General features: G+C 62.1%; 21 protein-coding genes. 15 read left to right on the top strand and 6 right to left on the bottom strand.

Translation table 11 applies throughout. The features are described 5' to 3' along the window. Positions 1–28: 28 nt before the first annotated feature. Complete coding sequence (locus GVN17_RS07695; protein ID WP_256665128.1) at positions 29–979, bottom strand: MurR/RpiR family transcriptional regulator; 951 nt, start codon at positions 977–979, stop codon at positions 29–31. A gap of 309 nt (positions 980–1288) precedes the next feature. Here GVN17_RS07695 and GVN17_RS07690 point away from each other — a divergent pair, with 309 nt between their 5' ends. The 5 genes from GVN17_RS07690 to GVN17_RS07670 all read left to right on the top strand — a co-directional run bounded on the left by GVN17_RS07690 (position 1289) and on the right by GVN17_RS07670 (position 6888). Next, positions 1289–2539 carry an aspartate aminotransferase family protein gene (locus GVN17_RS07690; RefSeq protein ID WP_166594630.1) on the top strand — a complete coding sequence of 417 codons (1251 nt, stop codon included), beginning with the start codon at positions 1289–1291 and terminating at the stop codon, positions 2537–2539. A 205-nt stretch (positions 2540–2744) separates the two neighbouring features. Beyond that, positions 2745–2921, top strand: coding sequence for a hypothetical protein (locus GVN17_RS07685; protein ID WP_166594629.1), 177 nt, complete (start codon positions 2745–2747; stop codon positions 2919–2921). A gap of 139 nt (positions 2922–3060) precedes the next feature. After that, positions 3061–4482: an ATPase domain-containing protein gene (locus GVN17_RS07680; RefSeq protein ID WP_166594628.1), complete on the top strand. Its 1422-nt coding sequence runs from the start codon at positions 3061–3063 to the stop codon at positions 4480–4482. 51 nt (positions 4483–4533) lie between these two features. Continuing rightward, entirely contained in the window at positions 4534–4902 is a 369-nt protein-coding gene (locus GVN17_RS07675; protein WP_166594627.1) for a response regulator, read from the top strand. Positions 4903–4956: 54 nt separating this feature from the next. Beyond that, positions 4957–6888 carry a PAS domain-containing sensor histidine kinase gene (locus GVN17_RS07670; protein WP_166594626.1) on the top strand — a complete coding sequence of 644 codons (1932 nt, stop codon included), beginning with the start codon at positions 4957–4959 and terminating at the stop codon, positions 6886–6888. A gap of 21 nt (positions 6889–6909) precedes the next feature. Here GVN17_RS07670 and GVN17_RS07665 read toward each other — a convergent pair whose 3' ends face one another. Next, positions 6910–7482: a LuxR C-terminal-related transcriptional regulator gene (locus GVN17_RS07665; RefSeq protein ID WP_166594625.1), complete on the bottom strand. Its 573-nt coding sequence runs from the start codon at positions 7480–7482 to the stop codon at positions 6910–6912. A gap of 150 nt (positions 7483–7632) precedes the next feature. Here GVN17_RS07665 and GVN17_RS07660 point away from each other — a divergent pair, with 150 nt between their 5' ends. From GVN17_RS07660 to GVN17_RS07635, 6 genes are all read left to right on the top strand, one after another. Continuing rightward, positions 7633–8811, top strand: coding sequence for an acetyl-CoA acetyltransferase (locus tag GVN17_RS07660; RefSeq protein WP_166594624.1), 1179 nt, complete (start codon positions 7633–7635; stop codon positions 8809–8811). Positions 8812–8813: 2 nt separating this feature from the next. After that, positions 8814–10349, top strand: coding sequence for a class I adenylate-forming enzyme family protein (locus GVN17_RS07655; protein ID WP_166594623.1), 1536 nt, complete (start codon positions 8814–8816; stop codon positions 10347–10349). 59 nt (positions 10350–10408) lie between these two features. Continuing rightward, the gene (locus tag GVN17_RS07650) at positions 10409–11791 is read left to right on the top strand and encodes an MFS transporter (RefSeq protein WP_166594622.1); all 1383 of its coding nucleotides are present in this window, start codon (positions 10409–10411) and stop codon (positions 11789–11791) included. A gap of 312 nt (positions 11792–12103) precedes the next feature. After that, the gene (locus GVN17_RS07645) at positions 12104–15289 is read left to right on the top strand and encodes an efflux RND transporter permease subunit (protein WP_166594621.1); all 3186 of its coding nucleotides are present in this window, start codon (positions 12104–12106) and stop codon (positions 15287–15289) included. Position 15290: 1 nt separating this feature from the next. Then, positions 15291–16478, top strand: a complete 1188-nt coding sequence (locus GVN17_RS07640) for an efflux RND transporter periplasmic adaptor subunit (RefSeq protein WP_166594620.1) — start codon at positions 15291–15293, stop codon at positions 16476–16478. Beyond that, the gene (locus GVN17_RS07635) at positions 16471–17913 is read left to right on the top strand and encodes an efflux transporter outer membrane subunit (protein WP_166594619.1); all 1443 of its coding nucleotides are present in this window, start codon (positions 16471–16473) and stop codon (positions 17911–17913) included. The genes GVN17_RS07640 and GVN17_RS07635 overlap by 8 nt, the downstream gene beginning before the upstream one ends. A gap of 65 nt (positions 17914–17978) precedes the next feature. Here GVN17_RS07635 and GVN17_RS07630 read toward each other — a convergent pair whose 3' ends face one another. Next, positions 17979–18860 carry an NmrA family NAD(P)-binding protein gene (locus GVN17_RS07630; RefSeq protein WP_166594618.1) on the bottom strand — a complete coding sequence of 294 codons (882 nt, stop codon included), beginning with the start codon at positions 18858–18860 and terminating at the stop codon, positions 17979–17981. A 130-nt stretch (positions 18861–18990) separates the two neighbouring features. Here GVN17_RS07630 and GVN17_RS07625 point away from each other — a divergent pair, with 130 nt between their 5' ends. Beyond that, a complete protein-coding gene (locus tag GVN17_RS07625; protein WP_166594617.1) occupies positions 18991–19596 on the top strand; it encodes a TetR/AcrR family transcriptional regulator in 606 nt (201 codons plus the stop codon). Here the strand turns inward: GVN17_RS07625 and GVN17_RS07620 are convergent. The 3 genes from GVN17_RS07620 to GVN17_RS07610 all read right to left on the bottom strand — a co-directional run bounded on the left by GVN17_RS07620 (position 19586) and on the right by GVN17_RS07610 (position 22546). Continuing rightward, the gene (locus tag GVN17_RS07620; protein ID WP_166594616.1) at positions 19586–21151 is read right to left on the bottom strand and encodes a methyl-accepting chemotaxis protein; all 1566 of its coding nucleotides are present in this window, start codon (positions 21149–21151) and stop codon (positions 19586–19588) included. The two genes, GVN17_RS07625 and GVN17_RS07620, sit on opposite strands and share 11 nt — an antisense overlap. Positions 21152–21276: 125 nt before the next feature. Then, positions 21277–21507 carry a hypothetical protein gene (locus tag GVN17_RS07615; protein ID WP_166594615.1) on the bottom strand — a complete coding sequence of 77 codons (231 nt, stop codon included), beginning with the start codon at positions 21505–21507 and terminating at the stop codon, positions 21277–21279. Positions 21508–21769: 262 nt separating this feature from the next. Continuing rightward, positions 21770–22546, bottom strand: a complete 777-nt coding sequence (locus GVN17_RS07610) for a FadR/GntR family transcriptional regulator (protein ID WP_166594614.1) — start codon at positions 22544–22546, stop codon at positions 21770–21772. 163 nt (positions 22547–22709) lie between these two features. Here GVN17_RS07610 and GVN17_RS07605 point away from each other — a divergent pair, with 163 nt between their 5' ends. The 3 genes from GVN17_RS07605 (at position 22710) to GVN17_RS07595 (ending at position 25718) form a co-directional block, all read left to right on the top strand. Then, positions 22710–24023, top strand: a complete 1314-nt coding sequence (locus tag GVN17_RS07605) for an MFS transporter (RefSeq protein ID WP_166594613.1) — start codon at positions 22710–22712, stop codon at positions 24021–24023. A 16-nt stretch (positions 24024–24039) separates the two neighbouring features. Beyond that, the gene (gene denD, locus GVN17_RS07600) at positions 24040–25020 is read left to right on the top strand and encodes a D-erythronate dehydrogenase (protein WP_166594612.1); all 981 of its coding nucleotides are present in this window, start codon (positions 24040–24042) and stop codon (positions 25018–25020) included. A 149-nt stretch (positions 25021–25169) separates the two neighbouring features. After that, entirely contained in the window at positions 25170–25718 is a 549-nt protein-coding gene (locus tag GVN17_RS07595) for a cupin domain-containing protein (protein WP_166594611.1), read from the top strand. Positions 25719–25843: the final 125 nt, after the last annotated feature.

Raw genomic sequence — 25843 nt, 5'->3', positions numbered from 1 at the left:
TGAAAAACGGCAGAAATCGAAAGCGGGGCTAGCCCAGGTCCCACCACTCGCCGAGGCTGAGCAGCTTTTCTTCGGTGTGGGTGACCGAGGCTTCTACGTCCTGGGTCGAGGCGGCCGACATCAACGCCACCAGCATCTCGCTGACCAACATGGCCGGGACGATGGTGTCGTAGAACGACGGGGTCTGGTTCTTCACGATGATGGTTTCCGCCGCCAGCCGGGCCGTGGGTGAGGTCAGGCTGTCGGTGATGGTGATGATGCGCACGCCCTGTTGATGCAGGTAGTTGGTCAGGGTGATCAGCCGCCGGGAATAACGCGGCAGGCTGCACACCAATGCCACGTCCTTGGGGCTGGTCTGGTTGATGATCGACATGACGCCACTTTCACCCGCGCCTTCCACCAGCCGCACGTTTTTCGCAAAGTAAGAAGCGACGTGGGAAAACTGAAACGCCACGCCGAACGACGAACGCATGCCCAGGCAGTAGACCTGACGGGCCCCGGCCAGCAGCGCCACGGCGCGGGAAATCGCCCGCAGGTTGTCGTGGCTGCACATCGACTGAATCTGTTCGATGGCGTTGTTGGCCATGTCCTGAATCACTCGCTGCTCGCCGACCCGCTGTTTGAGTTCCACCAGGTCGTGGGCGCGGGAGCCGTAGGCGCTGTTCTGCCCGCGCAGCGAATCGATGAACAGTTCGCGCAGGTCGTCGTAGCCGGACAGGCCCATGCGTTTGGCCAGGCGGGTCATGGTCGAAGGCGGCACGTTGGCCAGCCGGGCGATGTCGCGCATCGACATCACTGCGATTTCGTGGGGGTTGTCCAGAATAAAACTGGCCGCCGCGCGCTCTTGCCGGGGAAAGTCCTCGAACTGTTGTTGAAGCTGGCTGCAGAGCAGATCGCGGTCCATCTGGCGCATCACCTGAAAGCGGGAGTTGCAGGTGAAATTGCAACGCTTGTGCCAGAAATTTCCGAAATGATTCAAGTGATTCATTTTGCGGGCGTGGTCATTCGCCGCAGTGGGCAAGGGACGGTGACCGGGGTGAGTCGTTTTCGATTGGTTTGATTCAAAAATCGTTGATAGGTGAATCGGGCGGGAGGTTGGTGAATTCCCTAACCGCAGGTTTGCGCTCTGAAACCCTGCCCGCGGGCATGCGTTACGTTGGTGCGGCGCACCGGGTCAGTGCGGGTTCAGTCCGTGACGGAATGACCCGTTGCCTTTATTTCGCTTGTGAGAAAACGCGCTTCATCGCTTAGATAGGCGCCATTCCCACAGTCCGCAAGGCGCTTGAACATGGCTTTCCCTTCCGTCAGCAACTCCATTTCCTTCGTCCATCCCGTCAGCCTGACCCACGGAAAAAACGCCGAGGTCTGGGACGTTGACGGCAAGCGCTACATCGATTTCGTCGGGGGCATCGGGGTGCTGAACCTGGGCCACTGCCATCCGCAGATCATCGCGGCGATTTGCGAGCAGGCTCAGCGCCTGACCCATTACGCGTTCAACGCCGCGCCCCATGTGCCGTATCAGCAGTTCATCGAGCGGCTGGCAGCGTTCATTCCGGTGAGCTACCCGGTCAGCGGCATGCTCACCAACAGCGGCGCGGAAGCCGCGGAAAACGCCTTGAAGATCGTGCGCGGCCACACCGGCAAGACGGCGGTCATCGCGTTCGACGGGGCGTTCCATGGCCGCACGCTGGCGACGTTGAACTTGAATGGCAAGGTCGCGCCCTATAAACAGAAAGTGGGCGTGCTGCCGGGGCCGGTGTTCCACGTACCCTACCCGAGCGTGGACAACGGCGTGTCTGCGGAAGAAGCCTTCAAGGCACTGGACCGGTTGTTCAGCGTGGAAATCGACATCGACGAAGTGGCGTGTTTCATCATCGAGCCGGTGCAGGGCGAGGGCGGTTTCCTGGCACTGGACCCGCTGTTCGCGAAGGCGTTGCGCAAATTGTGTGATGAGAAGGGCATTGTGCTGATCGTCGATGAGATCCAGTCGGGGTTCGGGCGGACGGGGGAGCGGTTTGCGTTCAGCCGTCTGGGGATCGAGCCGGACCTGCTGTTGCTCGGGAAAAGCATCGCGGGTGGCGTGCCGCTGGGCGCGGTGGTTGGCCGCAAGTCATTGATGGACACCCTGCCGAAGGGCGGATTGGGCGGAACCTATTCCGGCAACCCGATTGCCTGCGCGGCAGGGTTGGCGACGCTCGATGTAATGACCGATGCGAACTTGTCGGCGTGGAACGAGCAGTATTCATCGACGTTGTTGGCGCGTTACGAGCGTTGGCAAACGGAGAAGGTATCGCCGTACCTGGGCCGTTTGACGGGTGTGGGGGCCATGCGCGGGATTGAACTCATCACCCCGGAAGGCAAACCCGCCACGGCACAGATGGCGCAGCTGCTGCAATTGGCCCGTGAGCGGGGGCTGTTGCTGATGCCGAGCGGCAAATCCCGGCACATCATCCGGTTGTTGGCGCCGTTGACCATCGAGCCTGAGGTGCTGAACGAAGGGCTGGACATTCTCGAAGCGTGTTTGAGGGCGCTTGATTGAGATTGAGGTGAAAGGCGGGACGAACCGGGCATGTCGTGTGCCCGGCAGACCGCGTGCATAGGACTTGCTGTTGCTTCGCAACAGATCGCTGCCGTCGTAACCTCCGGCGTCTCCCACGGGTTCAGCGCTGGCCACATCAAAAAAAACGCACCTCTGGCACCCGCCGCACTCCAACCCCTGCATTCCTGAAAAAGAGGCAGCGGCCATGGGTTCTCATATCCCCGATCACGATCCCGTCGATCCATCCGACGACACCCCCGAATTCCCTTTGTCGGCGCCGATCAAGCCCGACGACCCGGAGCGGTGCAGCGAGCAGTCGAAAGCGGAAACCGAAGGCTGCGTCCCAGAGCAAACGGATGACAAACGACCGTCGCGGCCATGAGGCCATTTCGCGGGTTGTGCCGTAAGTCTTCGCCACGAATGATGATTGCGCTTGGAAAGCGGCGCCAAACGCGAAAGAATGCGTCTTTCGTCGTGCGTATCGTTCGCACCGCTGACGATCACTGGCGGAGGGAGCACATTTGAACCAGCTAAGACGCCTCAAGAGCGGAATTCAGGGGCTGGATGAATTGTTGAAGGGAGGCTTCGTCGCCGGGTCTTCCTACATCATTCAGGGCCGCCCCGGTTCAGGCAAAACCATTCTGGCCAACCAGATCGGCTTCAACCATGCCCGCGACGGCGGTCGCGTGCTGTTCGCGACCCTCCTCGCCGAACCTCATGAGCGACTGTTCCAGTTCCTTTCGACCCTGAGCTTTTTCGACAAGGACAAGATCGGCGACCAGATCCAGTTCGTCAGCGCCTTCGATACCATGGAAAACGACGGGCTGGACGAAGTGGTCAAGCTGTTGCGCCGTGAGATCGTGCGACAGAAGTCCACGGTCATGATCCTCGACGGGTTGCTCAACGCCCGTTCCCGCGCCGATTCGCCGCTCAACACCAAACGTTTCATCTCCGAATTGCAGGGGCACGCTGCGTTCGCCGGCTGCACGGTGTTTTTCCTCACCAGCTCTCAGCTGGACGACGGCAGCCCCGAGCACACGATGGTCGATGGCGTGCTGGAGTTGGGCGAAGAGCTGGTCGGCATCAAATCCATCCGCCGCATCAAGATGCGCAAGACCCGTGGCAGTGGCGCCATTCCCGGCGCCCACGAGTGCGAAATCACCGAAGACGGCCTGGTTGTCTACCCGCGTCTGGAAAGCACGCTGACGCACTCGGCGATGCGTGACAGCGATCACATCACCGTTGTCCCTTGCGGCGTTCCGACACTGGACCGGCTGATCGGCGGCGGGCTGATGGCGTCGTCGGTGACGTTGCTGATGGGGCCGTCCGGTTCCGGCAAAACCTCGTTGGGCCTCAGTTTTCTCGGCCAGTCGACGGTGGAAGAGCCGGGGCTGCATTTCGGTTTCTATGAATCCCCTCAGCGCCTGCGCATGAAAGCCGCGTCCCTTGGTCTGGACTTTGGAGCCCTTGAGGCTTCCGGGGCGCTGACGATTGTGTGGAAGTCGATCACCACCGAGCTGATCGACAAGCTCGCGCTGGATCTGCTGCGCACGGTTGAGGAAAAGTCCATCAAGCGGGTGTTCCTCGACAGCCTCGGCGGCATGACCCGGGTGGCGGCGGACAAATCCCGCATCCTCGACCTCTACACCGCGTTGATGGGCGAGCTGCGGGCGCGCAATGTCACGGTCGTCGCGTCCTGGGAAGTCATCAGTCTGTTGGGTGGCGAAATAGACGCCCCGGCGCCCGACTTGTCATGCATCGTCGACAACCTGCTGGTGCTGCGGTTCGTGCAGGAATCGGCTGAACTTAAACGCCAGCTGTCCATTCTTAAAATAAGGGACAACCCCTACGATCCGGCATTACTGGAGGTGGTCTTCAGCGATCAGGGTCTCGACGTCAAAAAGGTTCATTTCCATGCCCCTGGCTCAACCCATCACGCCTAAAGGTCGCCGTCGCGATCTCGCTCATGGCGGGTTGCGCAGGCCGGAGGCGCTATGACCACGATCTTGATCGTCGATGACGAATACCTGATTGCCGATGTGCTCAGTTTCGCCCTTGAAGACGAAGGCTACCTGACGGTGACCGCAGGCAGCGGCCAGCGCGCCCTGACCATTCTGGAGCGGGAGCGGCCTCAACTGATCATCACCGATTACATGATGCCGGGGATGAACGGCATCGAGCTGGCAGAGACCGTGCGGGCACACAAGACACTGCATGAGATTCCCATCATGCTCATGAGCGGCGCCCAGGCGCATCTGGGCATAGCCCGCCGGGACTTGTTCCTTGAGGTGTTCGACAAACCGTTCGACATCCACGCCGTGGTAGACCGGGTCAAATCCCTCCTCAAACCGGACGGGGCGTAACGCAAAGCTGGCCGCTCAAGCTCCCCATCCACCTTCATACCCTTCGAGGCCAGCATGCAACCACCCGCGCCGTCATCAGGACTGCTTTCCCAGGAAGACCGCTATCGGATGCTGGTCGATGCGGTGTTCGATTACGCGATTTACATGATCGACACCGCAGGCATCGTTTGTAGCTGGAACTCCGGGGCGCGGCGGATCAAGCAGTACGACGAGGCGGAAATCCTCGGCCGCTCGTTCTCCCTGTTCTACACCGAAGAAGATCGTCTCGCAGGCCTGCCACAGCGTGCGCTGTCCATCGCCGCAACGTCTGGACGTTACGAGGGAGAAGGCTGGCGAGTACGCAAGGACGGCACGCGGCTGTGGGCGCTGGTGGTCATCGACCCGATTCAGGCCGCTGACGGCACGTTGATTGGCTTCGCCAAAGTCACCCGCGACCTCACCGAGCGGCGCCAGGCCGAGGAAGCCCTGCGTCGCAGTGAGCAGCAATTCAGCCTGCTGGTGCAGGGCGTCACGGATTACGCGCTGTACATGCTCGACCCGACGGGCATCGTCACCACCTGGAACGTGGGCGCCCAGCGCATCAAGGGCTATACGCCGGAAGAGGTGATCGGCCAGCACTTTTCGCTGTTCTTCGAACCCGCCGACGCACAAGCGGGCATGCCGCAGCGCTCGCTGGACATCGCCGTACGGGAAGGGCGCTTCGAGGGCGAGGGCTGGCGGGTGCGCAAGAACGGCTCGCGGTTTCTGGTGCACGTGGTCATCGACCCGATTCGCGATCAGGGCGGTGTCATCATCGGCTTTGCCAAGATCACCCGTGACGTGACGGACTCGGTCATGGCGCAGACGGCGCTGAAAGAAGCGAGGGAAGCGCTCTATCAATCACAGAAAATGGAATCCATTGGCCAGCTCACGGGCGGCATCGCCCACGACTTCAACAACCTGCTGACGGTGATTCTCGGCAGCCTGGGCATCGTCAAGAAACGCCTGTCCAGCGATGCGAAAACTCTCTCCCTGCTCGACAACGCCATTGCCGCCGCCCATCGCGGCTCATCCCTGACCCAGCGCATGCTGGCGTTTGCGCGGCGTCAGGAGCTGGCGCCGGAGCCCGTGGACGTGGGTGCGTTGATTCGCGGCATGTCCGAGTTGCTGGGGCACTCGTTGGGGGCGAACATCTGGGTGGACACCCGATTCCCACTGCTGTTGCGGCAGGTGTTCGTCGACGCCGGTCAGCTGGAAATGGCGATCATGAACCTGATGATCAACGCCCGGGACGCCATGCCGAACGGCGGCAACATTGAAGTCTCGGCTCGGGAAGCCGCGTTTTGGCGTTCGCCGGAATCGACCGAAGAGCCGTTCATCTGCATCTCGGTGGCCGACACCGGCACCGGGATGGATGAGGCCACGCTGCAACGGGCGATGGAGCCGTTCTTTACCACCAAGGGGCTGGGCAAAGGCACCGGTCTTGGCTTGTCGATGATTCACGGCCTGGCCGAACAGTCGGGCGGCAAGCTGGTCCTGAAAAGCCAACCCGGCCACGGCACGACCGCTGAGCTGTGGCTGCCCATTTCAAAGGTGGCGAGCGAACCGAGCCCCATGGCGAACGAAACCCTCCCGCGCATTGCGGCGCTCCCCACCCAACAGCTCAAGGTGCTGTTTGTCGACGACGATCCGCTGGTGGTGCTGAGCACCCGGGCCATGATCGAAGACCTGGGGCACAGGGTTCTGACCGCCAGCGATGGCGACGAGGCGTTGGCCCTGATTCGCGAGCACAACGATTTCGATCTGGTGATCTCGGATTACGTCATGCCCGCGATGTCCGGTTCCGAGCTGGCCGAGCAGATTTCCCGCTTGCGCCCGGCCTTGGCGATCATCATTTCCTCAGGGTTCACCGACACGGTTTCGCCCTTGGCTCAGCGCTTGCCGCGCTTGCCTAAACCCTTCAACCAGGCAGAGCTGGCGCGGGCCATCGCTTCGATTGGCTCTTGAACGTCGCAAGGTGCACACCGGCTAGCGCAGAACGATGATTTTCGACACCAGATCGGCGCTGTTTCGTGCTTGCAGCTTTTTCATCAGGCGTGCGCGATGGACTTCGACGGTGCGGTGGGAAATCGACAGTTTGCGGGCAACCTCTTTACACGTCAGGCCATTGACGATGTGCGCGGAAATCTCGCGTTCTCTGGGCGTGAGATTGACGGTGGGGCGAATGGCCCGGTCCATGCGCTCGAAATGCCAGACCATCAACTGGAAGGGTTCGTCAGGGGTCAGGGTGTAGCCGTTGGCCCGCGCCCAGAACACCTCGCCGCTCTGGTGCTGCATGAAACGCTCGTCGGAATACGCGCCGTTAAGGGCGTTGCGCAGCCAGCTCAGGCTGCGCTCGCCGATGGCCTGATAGTCGGCTTGTGAGGGGTAGAGCTTCAAAATCAACTGATCGGCCAACTCGTCGCGCTGATAGCCAAACAGCTTCAGAAAGGCGTCGTTGAAGTCCAGCATGCGACGATTGCCGGTGATGACCTGAGGCGCAGGAGATACTTGAAACGCCAGCCGTTCCAGGTCCTGCAGGTGGTCGGACTCATCTTTCATCGCGCTGTCTCGCTGTTTTTAATGTCGTCTTCCAGACCAGTATCGGCCTTTGGCACTACTCATCCCTATACGTAGTTGTACGAACTGGCGAGGGGGCTTCGTGGTGGGCATTGTAAAGAACGCCTGCTCATTGCGAAGGAGAAAATAAAAATGGTCAATGACGCCGTATCCATCGTTGCCGCCGGTCACAGCCGGTTCGGGCGACTGGACAACACCACCCTTGAAGACCTGATCGTGCAAGTCACGCGTCAGGCCCTGGACGATGCCGCGATTGACGCCTCGGAAATCGACGCGATCTTCCTCGGGCATTTCAATTCCGGGCTGGTACCCGACGGTTTTCCGGCCTCGCTGGTGCTGCAAGCCGACCCTGCCTTGCGCTTCAAACCCGCCACCCGTTGCGAAAACGCCTGTGCCTCTGGTTCTGCTGCGATTCAAGCCGGGATCAACGCGATCCGCTCCGGCGCTGCCGAATTGGTGCTGGTGGTCGGTGCCGAGAAGATGACCTCCAACACCACCGCGCAGGTCACCCAGGCCCTCGCCGGTGCCGGGTATCAGAACGATGCCGAAGAGGCCGGCCTGAGTTTTCCTCAACTGTTTGGCATTGCCGCCGCCCAGTATCGCGACCGCTACCAAAGCCCGATGTCGGCGATGGCGGCGATTGCCGCGAAAAACCACGCCAACGCGATGGCCAACCCGCTGGCGCACATGCACAAGGCGATGCCGTTCGAACACTGCAACACGGTGTCCGACAGCAACCCGGTGATTGCCTCGCCCTTGCGCCTGAGCGACTGCTCGCTGATCACCGACGGCGCGGCAGCGATCATCCTCGCCTCGCCAAAACGTGCCCGTCTGTTTCGCCGTGAAGTGCTGATTCGCGGTGCGCGTCAGGTCAACGACGTGTTGCCCATCGCCCAGCGCGATATTCTCGCCTTCGAAGGCCCGCAGCGGGCGATTCACGCGGCGCTGCGTCAGGCCGAGGTGACGCTGGCCGATATCGGGTTCGCCGAAGTCCATGACTGTTTCACCATCGCCGAACTGCTCATCTACGAAGCCATGGGCCTGGCGCCGAAAGGCGAGGGCCATCGCGCGCTGGACGACGGCATCGTGCAGGCGGGCGGGCGTCTGCCGGTCAACCTGTCAGGCGGCCTCAAGGCCAAGGGGCATCCGGTCGGTGCTACCGGCGTGTCGATGCACGCGATGGCGTTCCATCAACTGACCGGCAACCCCATCGGCCTTGCCGCGCCGGAGGCCGAATTCGGGCTGCTGTTCAACATGGGCGGCATGGCCGTCGCCAATTACGCCACCGTGCTGCAAGCGCGGAGGGCCTGACCATGAACATCGCTCATTGGTTGAACGATGCGGCCCGGCGCTGGCCCGAACGCCCGGCACTGTTTCGCGGTACGGAACAGGTCGCAGACTACGCCGAATTTGCCCGACGCGTGCGGGTGCGGGCAACTTTTCTGCGTGAGGAATACGGCGTCGAGCCGGGCGATCGGGTCGCGCTGTTCATGAAGAACTGCTGCGAATATTTGGAGCTGTTTTACGCCATCTGGTGGATCGGCGCGGTGGCGGTGCCGATCAACTGCAAACTGCACGCCGCCGAAGCGGGCTGGATCGCTGAGAACGCCGACGCGCGGCTGATGGTCACCGACGACGGCCAGGTGTTCGCGGCCGGAGAGTTGCCTGTCCCGTGTAAGGAAGTGGCGGTTCACGGGTCGTTGGCTTCTCTGGCGGCCGAAGGTGAAGCGCTGAACGTGCCTGCTTCGCGCAACACCGACGACCTCGCGTGGCTGTTCTACACCTCGGGCACGACGGGGCGGTCCAAGGGGGTGATGCTGTCACACGGCAACCTCATGGCCATGTCGCTGTGTTACCCGCTGGATGTGGATCAGGTGTCTGCCGACGATGCCGTGGTGTACGCCGCGCCGATGTCCCATGGCGCCGGGCTGTACAACTTCATCCATGTGCGCTGCGGCGCCCGGCATGTGGTGCCCGAGTCGCGCGGGTTCAAGGCGGCGGAGCTGTTCGATCTGGCGCGGGGGCTGGAGCAGGTGTCGCTGTTCGCAGCGCCGACCATGGTCAAGCGCATGGTCGAAGAGGCCAAGCGTCAGGGCTACTCTGGCGAGGGTCTGAAAAGCGTGATCTACGGCGGCGCGCCGATGTACGTGGCGGATCTACGTGAAGCGGTGGAGGTGTTTGGTCCACGGTTGATTCAGATCTACGGCCAGGGTGAAAGCCCGATGACGGTGACCGCCTTGAGCCGCCAGGCCATCGCGGACCGGAGCAACCCGAATTGGGAACGCTGGGTGGCGTCGGTGGGCATGGCGCAGTCCTGTGTCGAAATCAAAATCGTCGATGCCCAGCGGCATGCGGTTGCCAGCGGGCAGGCCGGAGAAATCGCCGTGCGCGGCGCGACCGTGATGCAGGGGTACTGGCGCAACGAAGCGGCGACCCGCGAAACCCTCGTCGATGGCTGGCTGTTCACGGGCGATATCGGGTATCTCGACCCGGATGGCTGCCTGACCCTGACCGACCGCTCCAAGGACGTGATTATTTCCGGCGGCAGCAACGTGTACCCCCGCGAGGTCGAGGAAGTGCTGGCCACGCACCCCGGCGTTTTCGAAGTTTGCGTGGTCGGTGAAGCGGACGCGGAGTGGGGCGAATCGGTGGTGGCGTTCGTCGTGGCGCGTGAAGAGCAGGCTGTCGATCAGCACGGGTTGAACGAGTGGTTCGTCTCGCGCATGGCATCGTTCAAAAAGCCGAAAAAGTACGTGTTCTGCGCCGAACTTCCGAAAAACAGCTACGGAAAAGTGCTCAAGACCGATCTGCGGCTCTGGTTGAAGGAGCGCAGCGCGGCGGCGGTGTGAGCGCACCGTTTCACCATGATGTTTTTCCTTGAATAACAACAAAAGACAGGAATACAACAATGGCAACTCAACAGCAAAATCCCGAACGGCAACGTCGCCGCGCCTTCATTGGCGCGATTTCCGGTCACCTCATCGAATGGTATGACTACGGCGTCTACGGCTTTCTGGCGGTGTACATCGGCGGTGCGTTTTTCGTTTCCGACAACCCCACCACCAGCCTGCTGAGCAGCTTCGCCGCGTTCGCGCTGAGCTTTTTCATGCGGCCGCTGGGCGGGTTGTTTTTCGGTCCGCTGGCCGACAAGATCGGTCGTCGCAAGACCCTGATCACGGTGTTGATGATGATGGCGGGTTCGACCTGCCTGCTCGGATTTCTGCCGACGTACGCGTCGATTGGCCTCGCCGCTCCGGTGCTGCTGATCCTTATCCGCTGCGTCCAGGGCTTCTCGGCCGGTGGTGAAATCGGCACCATCACCAGCTTCATCTCCGAGTACGCCGGGCCCGGTCGCCGTGGTTTTTCCACCTGCTGGCTGATGGTCACGGCGGTATTGGGGCTGCTCCTCGGGGGCGCTGTCGCCAATGGCATGACCTGGGTGTTGGGCGCGGAGACGATGCAATCGTGGGGCTGGCGTGTACCGTTCCTGATCGCCGGCCCCATGGGGATGATCTCGATGTACATTCGCCTGAAACTCGAAGACAGCCCGGAATTCCTCGCGCTGCAAAAAGCCGGGGAGACTTCCAAGGCGCCGCTGCGTGAGGTCTGGCAGTGGAAGCGGGCGATTGCGCTGGTGTTTTTCATCATCACGCTGCACAGCTCGATCTTTTATCTGGTGCTGACCTTCGCCTCGACCTACATGTCGCGCATCCTCAAGTTCGACAGCGGCACCACGCTGTTCTACGTGTTCATCGCCAGCCTCGCGGCGGCGTTCGTCATGCCGTTGGGCGGGGCGTTCACCGACCGTTACGGACGCAAGCCATTCCTGATGGTGGTGGGTGTGCTGGCGACGATGGCGATGTACTGGTTCTTTAAAGCGGCACCGACCGCAACGCCTGCCACGTTCATCTGGCCGTTGATGGCCGTGGCGATTCTGTTCGGGCTGTACGCGTCGTCGACCTACGCGACCATGAGTGAGCTGCTGCCAACGCGGATTCGCTCGACCGGTATCGCGGTGGCCTACAACATTCCGGTGGCCGTGTTCGGGGGCAGCGCGCCATTGATTTCGACCTGGCTGATTCAGCAAACCGGCGACATCAGCTCACCGTGGTATTTCTACATCGGCACCGGGATCGCGTCGCTGATTGCCCTGACGTTGCTGCGCCAGGAAGATTTCGTGGCGTGTACCCAGGCTGTGCAACCTGCATCGAGCGAGCGGGACACCGGGTCTTCATCTTCGGCGTTCCCCGCCACACCTGCCTCCGAATCCAGCCACAGCACCGCGGCCTGATTCGTCCCGACTGCGTCGCACCCTCTGAGCGGTGCGACGCAGGCCGTTCTCCCTCAATGTGTCGCGTTTTCCTCAGGCCTGTACCGGTCTGCGGCCTCCCGATCTGCGTCCGCCGCCATCCGCTTTTCGTGCCTGCGTTCCATGTCATGAAAAATTAAGTGGCATATACCCGTATTTGTGAATATCGTGCGCCATGCCGCCTTTTCTGGACGGGCTTCGTCGATCGGATCGACCTGGACGTCGGAGCGCCGTCGGGCCATTTGTGCCTGATCCGCTTCGACATTGTTGTTTCACGCTTGTCTGGATACTTCCATGCTTGGCCTCGTACGCGTTGCTTTGAGACGACCGTATACCTTTGTCGTTCTCGCCGTTTTGATCATGATCGTCGGGCCGCTGGCGGCTCTGCGCACCCCCACTGACATTTTTCCGGAGATTCGCATTCCGGTCATCGCGGTCATCTGGCAGTACACCGGGCTCTCGCCGGACCAGATGGCCGGGCGCGTGACATCACCGTTCGAGCGGGTGCTGACGACCACGGTCAACGACATTCGCCACATCGAAGCCCAGTCGCTCAACGGCTTCGGGATCGTCAAAGTGTTTTTTCAGCCGGGCGTGAATATCAGCAACGCCAACGCCCAGTTGACGTCGGTGTCCCAGGCCATCCTGCGCAACCTGCCGCCCGGCACGGTGCCGCCGCTGATCCTCAACTACAGCGCCTCGACGGTGCCGATCGTGCAACTGGCGTTGTCCGGTCAGAACCTCAGCGAGCAGAAGCTGGGTGACATCGGCCTCAACACCGTGCGGCTGATGCTCACCACCGTGGCGGGCGCGTCGCTGCCATACCCCTTCGGCGGCAAGACCCGTCAGGTGCAGATCGACCTGGACCCTGCGCAGATGCAAGCGCGAGGGCTGTCTGCCCAAGATGTCGCCAACGCGCTGGCCACGCAAAACCAGATCACCCCCGTGGGCACCCAGAAGATCGGGGGCTACGAGTACATGCTGCAACTGAATAACTCGCCGGTGGCGTTCAAGGACCTGGAAGACCTGCCGATCAAGACCGCCAACGGCACCACCGTGTTGATTCGTGATGTCGGGACGGTCAAGGACGGCAGTCCGCCGCAGACCAACATCGTGCACGTCAACGGTAACCGTTCCGTGCTGATTCCGGTGCTCAAGACCGGCTCGGCCTCGACCCTCGGGGTGATCGAAGGGATCAAGGACAAGCTCGCGGATTCCAAGGCGCAGTTGCCTGAAAACCTGAACATCGACCTGATCGGCGACCAGTCGCTGTTCGTGCGAGCGGCCATCAGTGGCGTAGCCCGTGAAGGGTTGATCGCCGCCGCGCTGACCAGTTTGATGATCTTGCTGTTCCTGGGCAGTTGGCGTTCGACCGTGATCATTGCGGTGTCCATTCCCCTGGCGATTCTGTCGTCGATTGCCGCGCTGTCGGCGTTGGGCGAAACCCTGAACATCATGACCCTCGGAGGGCTGGCGCTGGCCGTCGGCATACTGGTCGACGATGCCACGGTGACCATCGAAAACATCAACTGGCACCTGGAACAGGGCAAGCCGGTGGAGACCGCGATCCTGGACGGCGCCGCGCAGATCGTGACGCCAGCCTTCGTGTCCCTGTTGTGTATCTGCATCGTGTTCGTGCCGATGTTCTTCCTCGACGGCGTGGCCCGGTTCCTGTTCGTGCCGATGGCCGAAGCGGTGATTTTCGCGATGATCGCCTCGTTCATCCTGTCGCGGACGCTGGTCCCGACCATGGCGAACTACCTGCTGAAACCCCACAACCTGACGGAAGAGGGCACGCACGAACCTGCCAGCCGCAACCCGCTGGTGCGATTCCAGCGGGGTTTCGAGGCGCGTTTCGAACGGATTCGCGACGGGTATCACGGGTTGCTCGCCGCTGCGCTGGAGCACCGTAAAGGGGTGATGGTCGGCATCCTCGCCTTCGTCGTCGCGTCCTTCGCGCTGGTGCCGACGTTGGGCCGCAACTTTTTCCCGGCGGTGGATTCCGGGCAGATTCTGATGCACGTCCGTGCCCCGGTGGGCATGCGTGTCGAAAGCACGGCGCAGTTGATCTTCGACGTGGAGAATGCCGTGCGCCGAGTGATTCCGGGCTCGGAACTCAAGGCGGTGGTGGACAACATCGGGCTGGCGGTCAGCGGCATCAACACCGCTTACAACACCACCGGTACGGTCGGCTCCCAGGACAGCGACATTCAGATCAGCCTGAACGAAGACCATCAGCCGACCGCCGAGTACGTGCGCCAGCTGCGTGAGCAATTGCCTCGCGAATTCCCCAACGCGGTGTTCTCGTTCCCGCCGGCCGACATCGTCGGGCAGATTCTCAACTTCGGTTCGTCGGCCCCGGTGGACGTGCAGATCACCGGTAACAACCTGGGCGGCAACTACGCCTACGCCAACACGCTGCTGCGTGAAATCCGTCGGGTGCCGGGCGTCGCGGATGCGCGGATTCAGCAGTCCCAGCAATTGCCGACGTTCAAGATCGACGTGGACCGCACCCGGGCGCAACTGCTCGGGATCAGCGAGCGAGACATCACCAACAGCCTGGTGGTCAACTTCGCGGGATCGAGCCAGGTCGCACCGACGTTCTGGCTCAACACGGCGAACGGCGTGTCGTACCCCATCGTGCTGCAAACTCCGCAGTACAGCCTCGACAAGTTGGCGCAGCTGTACAACCTGCCGCTGACCTCCACGTCCTCGACCGGCAGCGGACAGATTCTCGGCGGCCTGGCGTCGGTGGCGCGGACCCACAGCAACTCCGTGGTGACCCAATCCGACATCCAGCCCGTGGTGGAAATCCTCACCTCGGTGCAGGGCCGTGACCTCGGCGGTGTGGCAGCAGACATCCAGAAGATTCTGGCCGCTCACGCCAACGACGTGCCGAAAGGCTCGAAAGTGGCGCTGCAAGGTCAGTCTACAACGATGAACAGCGCCTTCAGCGGCATGTTGTTCGGGCTGCTGGGGGCCGTCGTGCTGATCTACCTGCTGATCGTGGTCAACTTCCAGTCCTGGAGCGACCCGTTCGTGATCATCACCGCATTGCCTGCGGCGCTGGCGGGCATCGTCTGGATGCTCTTTGTCACGCACACGCCGTTGTCGGTGCCAGCGTTGACCGGGGCGATCATGTGCATGGGGGTGGCGACGGCCAACGCCATCCTGGTCGTCAGCTTCTGCCGGGAACGGCTGGCGGAGCACGGCAACCCGTTGCAGGCCGCGCTGGAAGCCGGGTTTACCCGCTTCCGTCCGGTTCTGATGACCGCCATTTCGATGATCATCGGCATGGCGCCCATGGCCTTGAGCCTGGGCGAGGGCGGTGAGCAAAACGCGCCACTGGGCCGTGCGGTGATCGGCGGTCTGTGCTTCGCCACTGTGGCCACGTTGTTCCTGGTTCCCATCATTTTCAGCCTCGTTCACGCACGCGACAGTCGCGCCCGCGTCCAGGCCACTGCTTCTCAAGGGTTTTGACATGCTCAACGACACTCCTGTAACCCAACGTCAGCCACGCGTCAGCGGCTGGCGGGCGAATCTGGGTCTGCTGATTGCGCTGGTCGTGGTCGCCGCCGTGGTGTTCGTCGGTCTCACGGCCCGCGCCAGTGAATCGAAAGACCTGAAAACCTGGACCGATGCCCAGGCGCTGCCCAGCGTGATCGTCATCAGCCCGGCCGCACCCACCCAAGGTTCGGCGCTGATTTTGCCGGGCCGCCTGGAAGCCTGGTCGCGGGCGGCGATCTTTGCCCGTGTCGGCGGTTACCTGAAATCCTGGAAAGCCGACATCGGCGCCAAGGTCAAGGCAGGCCAACTGCTCGCCGAGATCGACACCCCCGAACTGGATCAGCAGTTGCTCCAGGCACGCGCCGATCTGGCCACCGCCAAAGCCAACGCCTCGCTCTCCCAGACCAGTGCCAAACGCTGGCAGGCCATGCTGGCGTCGGACTCGGTGTCCAGGCAGGAAGTCGATGAGCGCAACGGTGACCTGGCTGCGAAGCAGGCGCAGGTTCAGGCGGCTCAGGCCAATGTCGAACGGCTGACCGCCACCAAAGGCTTTCAACGGCTGACCGCGCCGTTCGACGGTGTGGTCACGGCGCGCTCCACGGATGTCGGCGCGCTGATCAACGCGGGCAGCACGGCCAGCGGCCAAGAGCTGTTCGCCGTGTCCGACGTCAGCCGTTTGCGGGTCTACGTTCAAGTGCCGCAGAGTTACGCGCCGCAAGTGAAGGCCGGTGCAACGGCGCGACTGAGCGTGCCCGAATACCCGCAGGAACAATTCAAGGCGACGGTCATTGCGTCAGCGGATTCGGTCAACGCAGCATCGGGCAGCACGCTGGTGCAGCTGCAAGTTGATAACCCCAGCGGTCGTCTGCTGCCGGGCGCCTACACCAGCGTACGCTTCGACCTGCCGATTCAACCCAATGTCGTGCGACTCCCGGCCAGTGCCTTGCAATTCGACGCCCAAGGCATGCGCGTCGCGACCCTCGATCAAAACGACCACGTGCTGTTCAAGACCGTGACCATCGCTCGGGATTTCGGTGATTCGGTGGAAATCGGTTCGGGCCTCGCCGCCACGGACCGCGTCATCGACACGCCGCCCGATGGCTTGAACGACAACGACCCGGTGCAGATCGCCAAACCCGCCGAGGCCAAACCCCATGGTTAAGCAGAGCATGCTGCTGATGGCGATGCTGGGGCTGGGCGGATGCTCCCTCGCGCCGGACTACACCGTGCCGTCGGTGCCCACGGCGCAACAGTACAAAACCCAGGGGCCGTGGAGCGTCGCCACGCCCAGCGACCAGATCAGTCGCGACGGTTGGTGGCAGGTCTACAACGACCCGCAATTGGATGCGTTGCAACAGCAACTGCTGGCCAACAACCCGACTTTGAGCGCGGCGCTGGCGCATTACGCGCAGGCTCAGGCGTTCGTGGCCCAAGTGAACTCAGCGTTATTGCCCACGGTGAAGCAGATTGGCAACGCGCAACGAATCCGCCAGTCCGATACCCGACCGTTGCGTGCCAGCACCACGGACGACGTCTACAACTCGGGCACCCTGGGTTTGCAGATCGACTACGAAGTGGACCTCTGGGGCCGCGTGCGCAATTCGGTGGCGGCGGGTACTGACGAAGCGCAGGCCTCGCTCGCCGACCTGGCGTCTGCGCGGCTGAGCCTGCAAGCGCAACTGGCCGACAGCTACGTGCGCCTGCGCGGCCTGGATCAGCAGACCCACCTACTGGAACAGACGACCCAGGCGTTCAGCCGCGCGGTGGACCTGACCCAAGGCCTGCACGACGGCGGCATCGTCTCCGGGCTGGATGTCGCGCGGGCTTCTTCGCAGCTGTCGTCGACCAAATCGCAGCTCAAGCAAAACAACGTGCAACGGACGCTGCTTGAACATGCCATTGCGGCGTTGACCGGCGCCTCGGCGTCACAGTTCAGCATCGCGCCGAGCACCGCAGCCTTGCCGTTGCCCGCGGTGCCGAAGGGCGTGCCCTCGACCTTGCTCCAGCGTCGACCTGATATTGCCGCCGCCGAGCGACGCATTGCCGCCGCCAACGCACGGATCGGTATCGCCCGCGCCGCCTGGTTCCCCACGCTGACCCTGAGCGCCCAAGGCGGGTATCAAAGCAGCGAGTTCGCCAATCTGCTCAGCGCATCCAATCTGTTCTGGGCCGTGGGGCCGTCGCTGGTGACCACGCTGTTCGACGGCGGCTTGCGTCAGGCCCAGGTGGACGCGGCGAAAGCCGCGACGGACGAGGCGGGCGGCAAATACCGGGCGCAGGTGTTGGCGGCGTTCGAGCAGGTCGAAGACAACCTGTCGATCATTGATGGCCTGGGTTCGGCGCTGGAGGATCAGCGCGCAGCGGCGGAAGCGGCGCAGTACAGCGAAAACCTCTCGCTGGCCCGTTACAAGCAGGGGGCGATTGGTTATCTGGACGTGGTCGTCGCACAAACCGCGTCGTTGCAGACGCAACGCAGCGTGCTGGATTTGCAGACCCAACAACTGGCGGCGAGTGTCGGGCTGGTCAAGGCATTGGGGGGAGGGTGGAACGTCTCTGAGCTGGCGGTCAACGGCAAGCCGGAGACGCCGCTTCGCTAAGGGTGTGTCACTGAAAAGCCCCGCTGAATGCACGACTCAGCGGGGCTTGCGTGGATCGGGATCAATCAACGCTGATAGGCGGCCTTGTGCAAGGTCACAAACGCCTGGACAGTCATCGGCGCGACGCCGGTGACGTCGGCGATGATCGAGTCTTCACCCTCGAACACGCCATGCTGGTAATCCTGCGCGACCTCGATCAAGTGCTGGCGGAGGAACGGGCCCAGCCCCGATTCGGTCATTTCCTTATCGTATTGCTCAAGGCTGATCGGCACGTAGGTCACGATGCGGCCCAGCACTTCACCGACGGCATCGGCGACACCTTGCTGGCTCAGTTCGATCGGGCCGTTGAGGTCGTAGGTCTTGCCCGCATGGGGTTGCGGGTTTTGCAGGATCGCGGCGATCAGGCGGGCCTGGTCTTCGGCGGCGATCGGGGCGTGGCGACCGTCGCCGAACGGCAGGCGGATCTCACCGCGTTCGACGATGTGTTTCCGCCAGTGCGGGTAGAGCAGCCATTGGGCGAAGTACGTCGGGCGAAGGTGCGTGGTCGCCAGACCCGACCAGTCGAACACGCGTTCGGCGGTGTAATGGCTCAAGGCTGCGTTGCTTTTAGCCACGCGGCGGGCGGAAATCTGCGACATGTTCACCAACGAGGTCACACCAGCCTCTTTCGCCGCCAGCGCGAAACGGGCGCTCGCGTCGATGATGCCGGGGTGGATCGGGTAGACGAAGTAGGCCGACTCGATGCCTTCAAGGGCGGCGCGCAGCGAATCAAGGTCCTGGAAATCGCCAATGGCAACGTCTGCGCCCAGCTCGCGCAGTTCCGCTGCGCGGTGGTCATCGGCGCGCACCAGGGCTCGGACAGGGATGTTTTTTTCGCGCAGGATTTCGACGGTTTTACGACCGGTGAAGCCAGTGGCGCCGGTGACGAGCAGGGTGGGTTGAGACATGATCGATCCTCAGTGCAGGAAACCGCTTGCGCGGGTGGGAGAGTTATATGAAGCTTGTAATCCACATTAGATGGTGATCAGAATCTAATGTCAACAGCACGTCGGATATTCGGATAGAAAGAGGCGCTCCATGCGCAAGAGCAAACTGGAAACCGCTGCAACGAGGCAGAAAATCATTGAGGTCAGCCGCGTCGAGTTTCGTCGCCACGGCATCGACGGCAGCGGCCTCACCGCATTGATGGCGGCCGCGGGTTTGACGCAGGGCGGGTTTTACAAACACTTCAAGTCGAAGGCACACCTGGTCGCGGAGGCGACGAAAGCGTCCGTGGACGATCAGTTGGCGAAGTTGGCGCAAGTCGGGGCATCAGGCGAAGAAGCCGATGCGTTCAATGCATCGGTCGCCACTTACCTGAGCGTGCAGCACCGGGATGAAAGCAGTGGCTGCCCGTTTGCGGCGTTGGGCAGTGAACTCGCGAGGGCTGAAGACCCCGTGAAGACGGTCGCGGTGCAAGGGTTTGAGCAGACTCTGGCGCTGCTGACCGATCAGTTGGCGGCCGCCCGGCCCGCAGGGGATGCCGGCCCGTCAAACCGTGATCAGGCCATGCTGAGTCTCTGCGCAATGATGGGGGCACTGACCGTCGCCCGGATGGCCGAAGGTCGTGCGCTGTCAGAAGAAGTGCTGGCAGCGGTTCGTCGGCAGTTGCAGGTTGAAGCCCCGGCCGCTGCTAGCGATTGAACCGCTCGGCCAGGCTGTGCAGGTACTGGGCCATCTGCTCCAGCTCTCGGCTGATGCTCGACCCCTGTTGCGCTTGCCCCGCGCTCTGGTCGCACAGTTGAGCGATGCGGTTGATCTGCTGATTGATGCTTTCGGCCACGTGGGTTTGCTCCTCGGACGCGGAGGCCATCTGCTGGCTCATCCCGGTGATCCGTGACACCGCCTGGCTGATGCCACTCAACGCGTGCTGCACGGCTTCGACGCTGGTCACGCTTTCCTGCGACATGGCCTGGCCCCTCGTCGCGGTGGCCACGGCACGGTTCGCGCCTTCGCGCAATTCGCCGATGATCCCCTGAATCTGCTCGGTGGAGGTCTGCGTGCGCGAAGCCAGTGAGCGCACCTCATCGGCCACCACCGCAAACCCTCGGCCCTGTTCCCCGGCGCGTGCCGCTTCAATAGCCGCGTTGAGGGCCAGCAGGTTGGTCTGCTGGGCAATGGAATTGATGACGTCCACGACACTGCCGATGGATTGCGTCGCATTGGCCAGCTCGCCCACCGCTTCGCCGATTTCAGACACCGAGTTGGCCATGTGGCGAATCGCCAACAGGCTGTCGTCGGCCAGGCTGCGTCCCTGTTGCGCGAGGTTGTCCGCCTCCAGCGCAGCGTTGGCGGTGTTCTGTACGTTGTGCGTGACTTCCTGAATCGTCGCCGCCATTTGCGTGATCGCGGTCGCCGATTGATCGGTTTCGCTACGTTGCTGGTCGAGGGCTTCGGCCTGCAACAGCGACAGGCTGGCGGATTGGCCGGCGCGTTGCTTGACGTTTTCCCCGGCATCCACCAACCGGGTCAGCGCCGTTTGCAGGCGCGCTTCCTCGCTGAGCAGCGCCAAATCCAGACGCGCCTGCGGGCCGCGATTATCGCTGTAGGTCAGGGCGATCAGTGGGTCGGTGAAGGCTTTGGGGTGTTCGTCCAGCAGCGCCTTGAGCGTCTGGTTTTGCCGCCATTCCAGAAACACGCTGAGGCCGACCAGCGTCAGCAGCATGGCCGCCAGCTCCGCATGATCGGCCAATAAATAATTGCAAACGCCGAGAATCACAGCGGCGATGATCAGCGGCAGTTGGCGGGTCAGGTGATAGCGGGCGGTTTCAACACCGGAAACGGCAGACTTGCCCGCTCGCAGGCGCGCGTACAGCGCCTCGGCCCGCCGCACCTGCTCTCGGGTCGGGAGCGCCCGAACGGACTCGAACCCCGCGATCTTACCGTGCTCGTAGATCGGTGTGACGTAAGCGCTGACCCAGTAAAAATCACCATTCTTCGCGCGGTTCTTGACCACGCCCATCCACGGCTTGCCCTGTTTGAGGGTCTCCCACATGTGGGCGAACACCGACGGCGGCATGTCGGGGTGACGAACGAGGTTGTGGGGCTGGCCGATCAGTTCTTCGCGGGTAAAACCGCTGAGGGCGACGAAAGCATCGTTACAGTAGGTGATGTGACTGCTGAGGTCGGTGGTGGAAATCAGACGCTCGCTGGCGGCAAAGGTACGTTCCTGCTGTGTAACCGGCATGTTCAAACGCATAGACCGACTCATCCCTGACAGTGCTGAAGTGCTTGCCAGTAGGTGTAGCACAACATTGCCGACGCCGACGAACGGTGCCCGGCAATGGGAATCCGTTCCCAGAAACCGGGCAATGCAAGCGCCGGTCAGTTGCCGTCGGCGACCTTGCGTTCAATGGCGTCGGACTTGCGTTTCAGCTCTTCGGCTTCCTGTTCCTTGGTGCGAATCGATGTCGGAGTGATGACTTCGTCCACGGCGCGGGTGTCGTCGTCGCGGTCTTCGAGATCCCGCTCGACCACGTTCACGGGCTTGCCGGACGCATCGGTAGGTGGGGCGTTGGTGGGACGGGTGGAGGCGTTGCGGTCGTCGTTACTCATGTCAGTATCCTCAGGGGGCTTGAACGTTGGAGGACAGCGCGCAAGACGAGTTCGAGGAATTTGCGGGGTGTTGCATGAGCACGCTGCTCAAATCCCGGGCAGAAAAAAGCCCGCTGGGGAAGACGGGCTTAAAGAGGATCAAAAGGAGTAAGTGCAGACTGGACCTTGCAACGTGAACATTTCGTGAAAACGGTTTTATGACTGATTCCTATTTATAAAATCACGACGAACGGTCAAGTCTTGCGGGCGACTGCCATGCGCTTCAAGGATTTATGTGCTCGGGATTCTGCCAAAAGGACGGGTCGGCACTCTTCAGTCGCTCGACAGCGTTGTTGATGTGGGTGAGGGCGGCCTGGCGGGCAGCTTCCGGATCGCGGGCGGCGATGGCGTCGTAAATGGCGACATGTTCGACGCGCACGGTGCTGGCCATTTCCTGACGGCGCTCTTCATTGGAGCGGGTGATGCGGATGGCCTCTTTCACAAACTGGGCGATGAATTCGTGCAAAGACGGGTAAAGCGGATTGCCCGTGGCGTGGGAAATCGACAGGTGATACGCCAGGTCTTCCTCGACGCCGTCATGGCCTTCGTGTTCGGCGGTATCAATGGCTTTCAGCGCACGCTCGATGGTCTCCAGTTGGTGACGGGTGTGGCGCTGGGCGGCGAGGGCGGCCGCTTCGCCCTCAATGCCCCGGCGTAATTCCGTGACGCGCAGCACCGCTTCGATGGAGCCGCCGACGTCCACGTCGATGGTGAACGCCTTGATGTGCGCACCTTCGCAGACCACGGTCCCGCTGCCCTGACGCACTTCCACCAGACCCGCCGACTTAAGCCGGGAAATCGCTTCTCGCACCACCGTGCGGCTCACCCCATAGCGCTCGCACAGCACAGGCTCCGTGGGCAGGCGCGTGCCGGGAAGGGCTTCGCCGTTGGCGATATGCGCTTTGAGTGCGGCCGTCACCTGATCCGCCAGTGTGCCTTTGGAGGCGTCTTTCAGGCTGGAAGGTGCATTCGGGCGCGGGGTCAGGTCGGAGGCGGACATGGAAATCTCATGTTTCAAATGAATGAACGTTACTGCATTTCCGGCGCCACGTCCCGTGCAGGAAGCGTGTTGAATTCGTATGACGTATTATGTTAATTGTTATGTCGCACGCTGTTCTGCCCCCAACAATCGCCCACTACAAAAACAAAGGGATGGGAAAGAAATGAGTGAATCCTTGACGCAAGGCGCCATCGGCACGCCCGCCGCCGATGCCTCCGAAGACGCGGCTTACCGCAAGGCGGCGTGGCGCATTCTGCCGCTCCTGCTGTTGTGTTACCTGGTGGCCTACCTCGATCGGGTCAATGTCGGTTTTGCCAAACTGCAAATGTCCGATGACCTGCATTTCTCCGAAGCGGTGTACGGCCTCGGCGCGGGCATCTTTTTCATCGCGTACTTCCTGGTTGAAATCCCCAGCAACCTGATCTTGCACAGGGTCGGCGCCCGGCTGTGGATTGCGCGGATCATGATCAGCTGGGGCGTGATCTCGTCCTGCATGGCCTTCGTGACCACGCCGATGTCGTTCTACATCATGCGTTTCCTGCTGGGGCTGGCCGAGGCCGGCTTCTACCCGGGCGTCATCCTTTATCTGTCGTACTGGTTCCCGACCCACCGTCGCGGGAAGATGTTCGCGTTGTTCGCCAGCGCCGTGCCGCTGTCGGGCCTGGTGGGTGCGCCGCTGTCCGGCTGGATCATGGCGGTGTTCGACGGTGCTCACGGTTGGGCAGGATGGAAGTGGCTGTTCTTCATCGAGGGTCTGCCGTCGGTGGCCATCGGTATTCTGGTGATCTTTTGCCTCAGTGATCGCATCTCCCACGCGGGCTGGCTGACTCAGGAACAGAAAACCCTGCTGCAATCGCGCATCGACGCCGAAAGCCACTCCCACGAAGCCCACAGCGTGCGCGACGTGTTCCGCCAGCCGCGCATCTGGCTGCTGACCGCGATCTATTTCTGCATGATCGCGGGCTTTTACACCGTCGGTTTCTGGCTGCCGACGCTGGTCCGTCAGGCCGGGGTGACCGACGTGCTGCACATCGGCCTGTTGACCGCGATTCCGTACGGTGCGGCCGTCGCGACCATGTTGCTGGTGTCGCGCCACGCGGACCGGGTGCGTGAGCGCCGCTGGCATCTCGCACTGACGGCCATCGTCGGCGCCATCGGTTTGGTCATCGCGGCGACCTGGAGCAGCAGTTTCACGATGTCGATGATCGGCCTGACCCTCGCCGCCATGGGCGCCCTTAGCACCTTGCCACTGTTCTGGAGCCTGCCGACGGCGTTCCTCGGGGGCACGGCGGCCGCTGCGGGGATTGCGCTGATCAACTCGTGCGGCAACCTTGCAGGGTTCGTTTCGCCGTATCTGATCGGCTTCCTCAAGGACATGACCCAAAGCACCACCATCGGCCTGTACGTGATGGCGGGTGCACTGATCCTCAGCTCGGTGTTGATCTTCCGGATTCCCGCAAAACTCGTTAACCGTTGAGCAACAGGAGTGACCCATGAATATTCTCGTGACCGGTGCGGCCGGCTTTCTCGGCCGTCGCCTGATCGAAGCCCTCTTGCAGCGCGGCGCGTTGACCGATCGACAAGGGGCCAGGCAGGCTTTCTCGAAAATCGTGGCTTTCGACGTGGTGCCGCTGACCGGTCTGGACGACCCTAGGGTCGAGGTGGTCTGCGGTGACATCGCCGACTCCAACGTGCTGGAAGGGCTGGTGAGCGCCGAAACCGACAGCGTTTTCCACCTCGCAGCCGTGGTGTCGAGTCAGGCCGAACAGGACTTCGAGCTGGGGATGCGCATCAACTTCACCGCGACGCAACAGCTGCTGGAACGGATTCGCAGCCTCGGCACTTGCCCGAAATGGGTGATGACCAGTTCCGTGGCAGTGTTCGGCGGACAACTTCCTGCTCAGGTGGAGGACCATCAAGTCTGGGCGCCGCAAAGCTCCTACGGCACACAAAAGGCGATGAACGATTTGCTGCTCGCTGATTACAGCCGTCGGGGTTTCGTCGATGGCCGCAGCTTGCGCATGCCGACCATCGTCGTGCGCCCCGGCAAACCCAACCTTGCGGCATCGAGCTTCGCCAGTGGCATCATCCGTGAGCCGCTCAACGGGCAGGAAAGCGTGTGCCCGGTGCCGATGGAGACGCGCCTGTGGCTGATGTCACCGGCGCAGGCCATCGCCAACCTGATTCACGGCCATGAGCTGTCGGCGGAGCAATTGCAGTCGGGGCGGGTGATCAACATGCCGGGCTTATCGATCACGGTGGCAGACATGATTGACGCGCTGCGGCGAACGGCGGGGGACGAGGTCGCCCACCGGATTCGGCTGGAACGCAACCCGGCGATCGAGAAAATCGTCGGCTCCTGGCCGGGGTCATTCACCGCAACGTATGCGAAAAAACTCGGGTTTACCGCCGACCACGATTTCGCCGATGTCATCGGGCAGTTCATCGCGGAATACCCACCCCAACCCAGCTAAAACCGTCGCGTTCATATGTCGCGTGGCCGTCTAGGTCAGGGCGCTTAATCGTGTTCTAATCAGCCCCACTCAAACCGGGGAACGGCCCACGCTTCGTGTGTGAAAACAGGCACTTCCCCCGATACCCTCAGAATCAACCAAGGGCTGTCATGGATACGGGGTCACGACTGAAGTTAGTGCGGGAAAGCTACAAAATGTCCCAGCGTGAGCTGGCCAGACGCAGCGGAGTCGCCAATGGCACGATCTCCTTGATTGAGTTGAATCGCGTCAGCCCCTCGGTCAGTTCGTTGAAAAAACTGCTGGAGGGGTTTCCCATGACCCTGGCGGATTTTTTCTCCTTCGATCAGCCGCCTCAAGAACAACGCTACGTCTTCCGCGCCGGAGAACAGCCGGATCTCGGTCGCGACGGATTGCGCCTGTTGCTGATCGGCGCTTCGGTGCCCAGCCGCCAGATGCGCATGCTCCGTGAGCAATACGCGCCGGGTGCAGGCTCGGGCGATGAACCAATCGTGCATGCCCAGGGCGAGGAGTGCGGTCTGGTTACCCGAGGCACCATCGAGCTGACGGTGGACGGGCAGATCAGCATTCTCAACGCCGGTGATGGGTATTACTTCCCGACCACGCTGCCGCACAGCTTTCGCAACGTCGGGCAGGATGAGGCGGAAATCATCAGCGCGAACACGCCAGCTAATTTTTAAGGAGCGTCTGGCGTGAGGTTTCCAAACGCCAGACAGCACGAAGGGGAGCCGAGGCTCCCCTTCAAGGTGTTTCAGTTGCATGCTCTTTTTTGTTTTTAGGTGGCCTGTTGTTGTTTTTGGCAGCC

This window comes from Pseudomonas sp. SLFW, assembly GCF_009905615.1.
GTDB lineage: Bacteria > Pseudomonadota > Gammaproteobacteria > Pseudomonadales > Pseudomonadaceae > Aquipseudomonas > Aquipseudomonas bambusae.
The sequence above is the reverse complement of the archived record's forward strand: the minus strand, read 5'-3'. Positions and strand labels throughout refer to the sequence as shown.

Coding starts and splice junctions, on each gene's coding strand:
- GVN17_RS07650 (WP_166594622.1), top strand. CDS start 10,409: ATGGCAACTCAACAGCAAAATCCCGAACGGCAACGTCGCCGCGCCTTC.
- GVN17_RS07620 (WP_166594616.1), bottom strand. CDS start 21,151: ATGCGTTTGAACATGCCGGTTACACAGCAGGAACGTACCTTTGCCGCC.
- GVN17_RS07675 (WP_166594627.1), top strand. CDS start 4,534: ATGACCACGATCTTGATCGTCGATGACGAATACCTGATTGCCGATGTG.
- GVN17_RS07660 (WP_166594624.1), top strand. CDS start 7,633: ATGGTCAATGACGCCGTATCCATCGTTGCCGCCGGTCACAGCCGGTTC.
- GVN17_RS07645 (WP_166594621.1), top strand. CDS start 12,104: ATGCTTGGCCTCGTACGCGTTGCTTTGAGACGACCGTATACCTTTGTC.
- GVN17_RS07630 (WP_166594618.1), bottom strand. CDS start 18,860: ATGTCTCAACCCACCCTGCTCGTCACCGGCGCCACTGGCTTCACCGGT.
- GVN17_RS07635 (WP_166594619.1), top strand. CDS start 16,471: ATGGTTAAGCAGAGCATGCTGCTGATGGCGATGCTGGGGCTGGGCGGA.
- denD (WP_166594612.1), top strand. CDS start 24,040: ATGAATATTCTCGTGACCGGTGCGGCCGGCTTTCTCGGCCGTCGCCTG.
- GVN17_RS07605 (WP_166594613.1), top strand. CDS start 22,710: ATGAGTGAATCCTTGACGCAAGGCGCCATCGGCACGCCCGCCGCCGAT.
- GVN17_RS07610 (WP_166594614.1), bottom strand. CDS start 22,546: ATGTCCGCCTCCGACCTGACCCCGCGCCCGAATGCACCTTCCAGCCTG.
- GVN17_RS07595 (WP_166594611.1), top strand. CDS start 25,170: ATGGATACGGGGTCACGACTGAAGTTAGTGCGGGAAAGCTACAAAATG.
- GVN17_RS07655 (WP_166594623.1), top strand. CDS start 8,814: ATGAACATCGCTCATTGGTTGAACGATGCGGCCCGGCGCTGGCCCGAA.
- GVN17_RS07615 (WP_166594615.1), bottom strand. CDS start 21,507: ATGAGTAACGACGACCGCAACGCCTCCACCCGTCCCACCAACGCCCCA.
- GVN17_RS07690 (WP_166594630.1), top strand. CDS start 1,289: ATGGCTTTCCCTTCCGTCAGCAACTCCATTTCCTTCGTCCATCCCGTC.
- GVN17_RS07640 (WP_166594620.1), top strand. CDS start 15,291: ATGCTCAACGACACTCCTGTAACCCAACGTCAGCCACGCGTCAGCGGC.
- GVN17_RS07685 (WP_166594629.1), top strand. CDS start 2,745: ATGGGTTCTCATATCCCCGATCACGATCCCGTCGATCCATCCGACGAC.
- GVN17_RS07670 (WP_166594626.1), top strand. CDS start 4,957: ATGCAACCACCCGCGCCGTCATCAGGACTGCTTTCCCAGGAAGACCGC.
- GVN17_RS07625 (WP_166594617.1), top strand. CDS start 18,991: ATGCGCAAGAGCAAACTGGAAACCGCTGCAACGAGGCAGAAAATCATT.
- GVN17_RS07665 (WP_166594625.1), bottom strand. CDS start 7,482: ATGAAAGATGAGTCCGACCACCTGCAGGACCTGGAACGGCTGGCGTTT.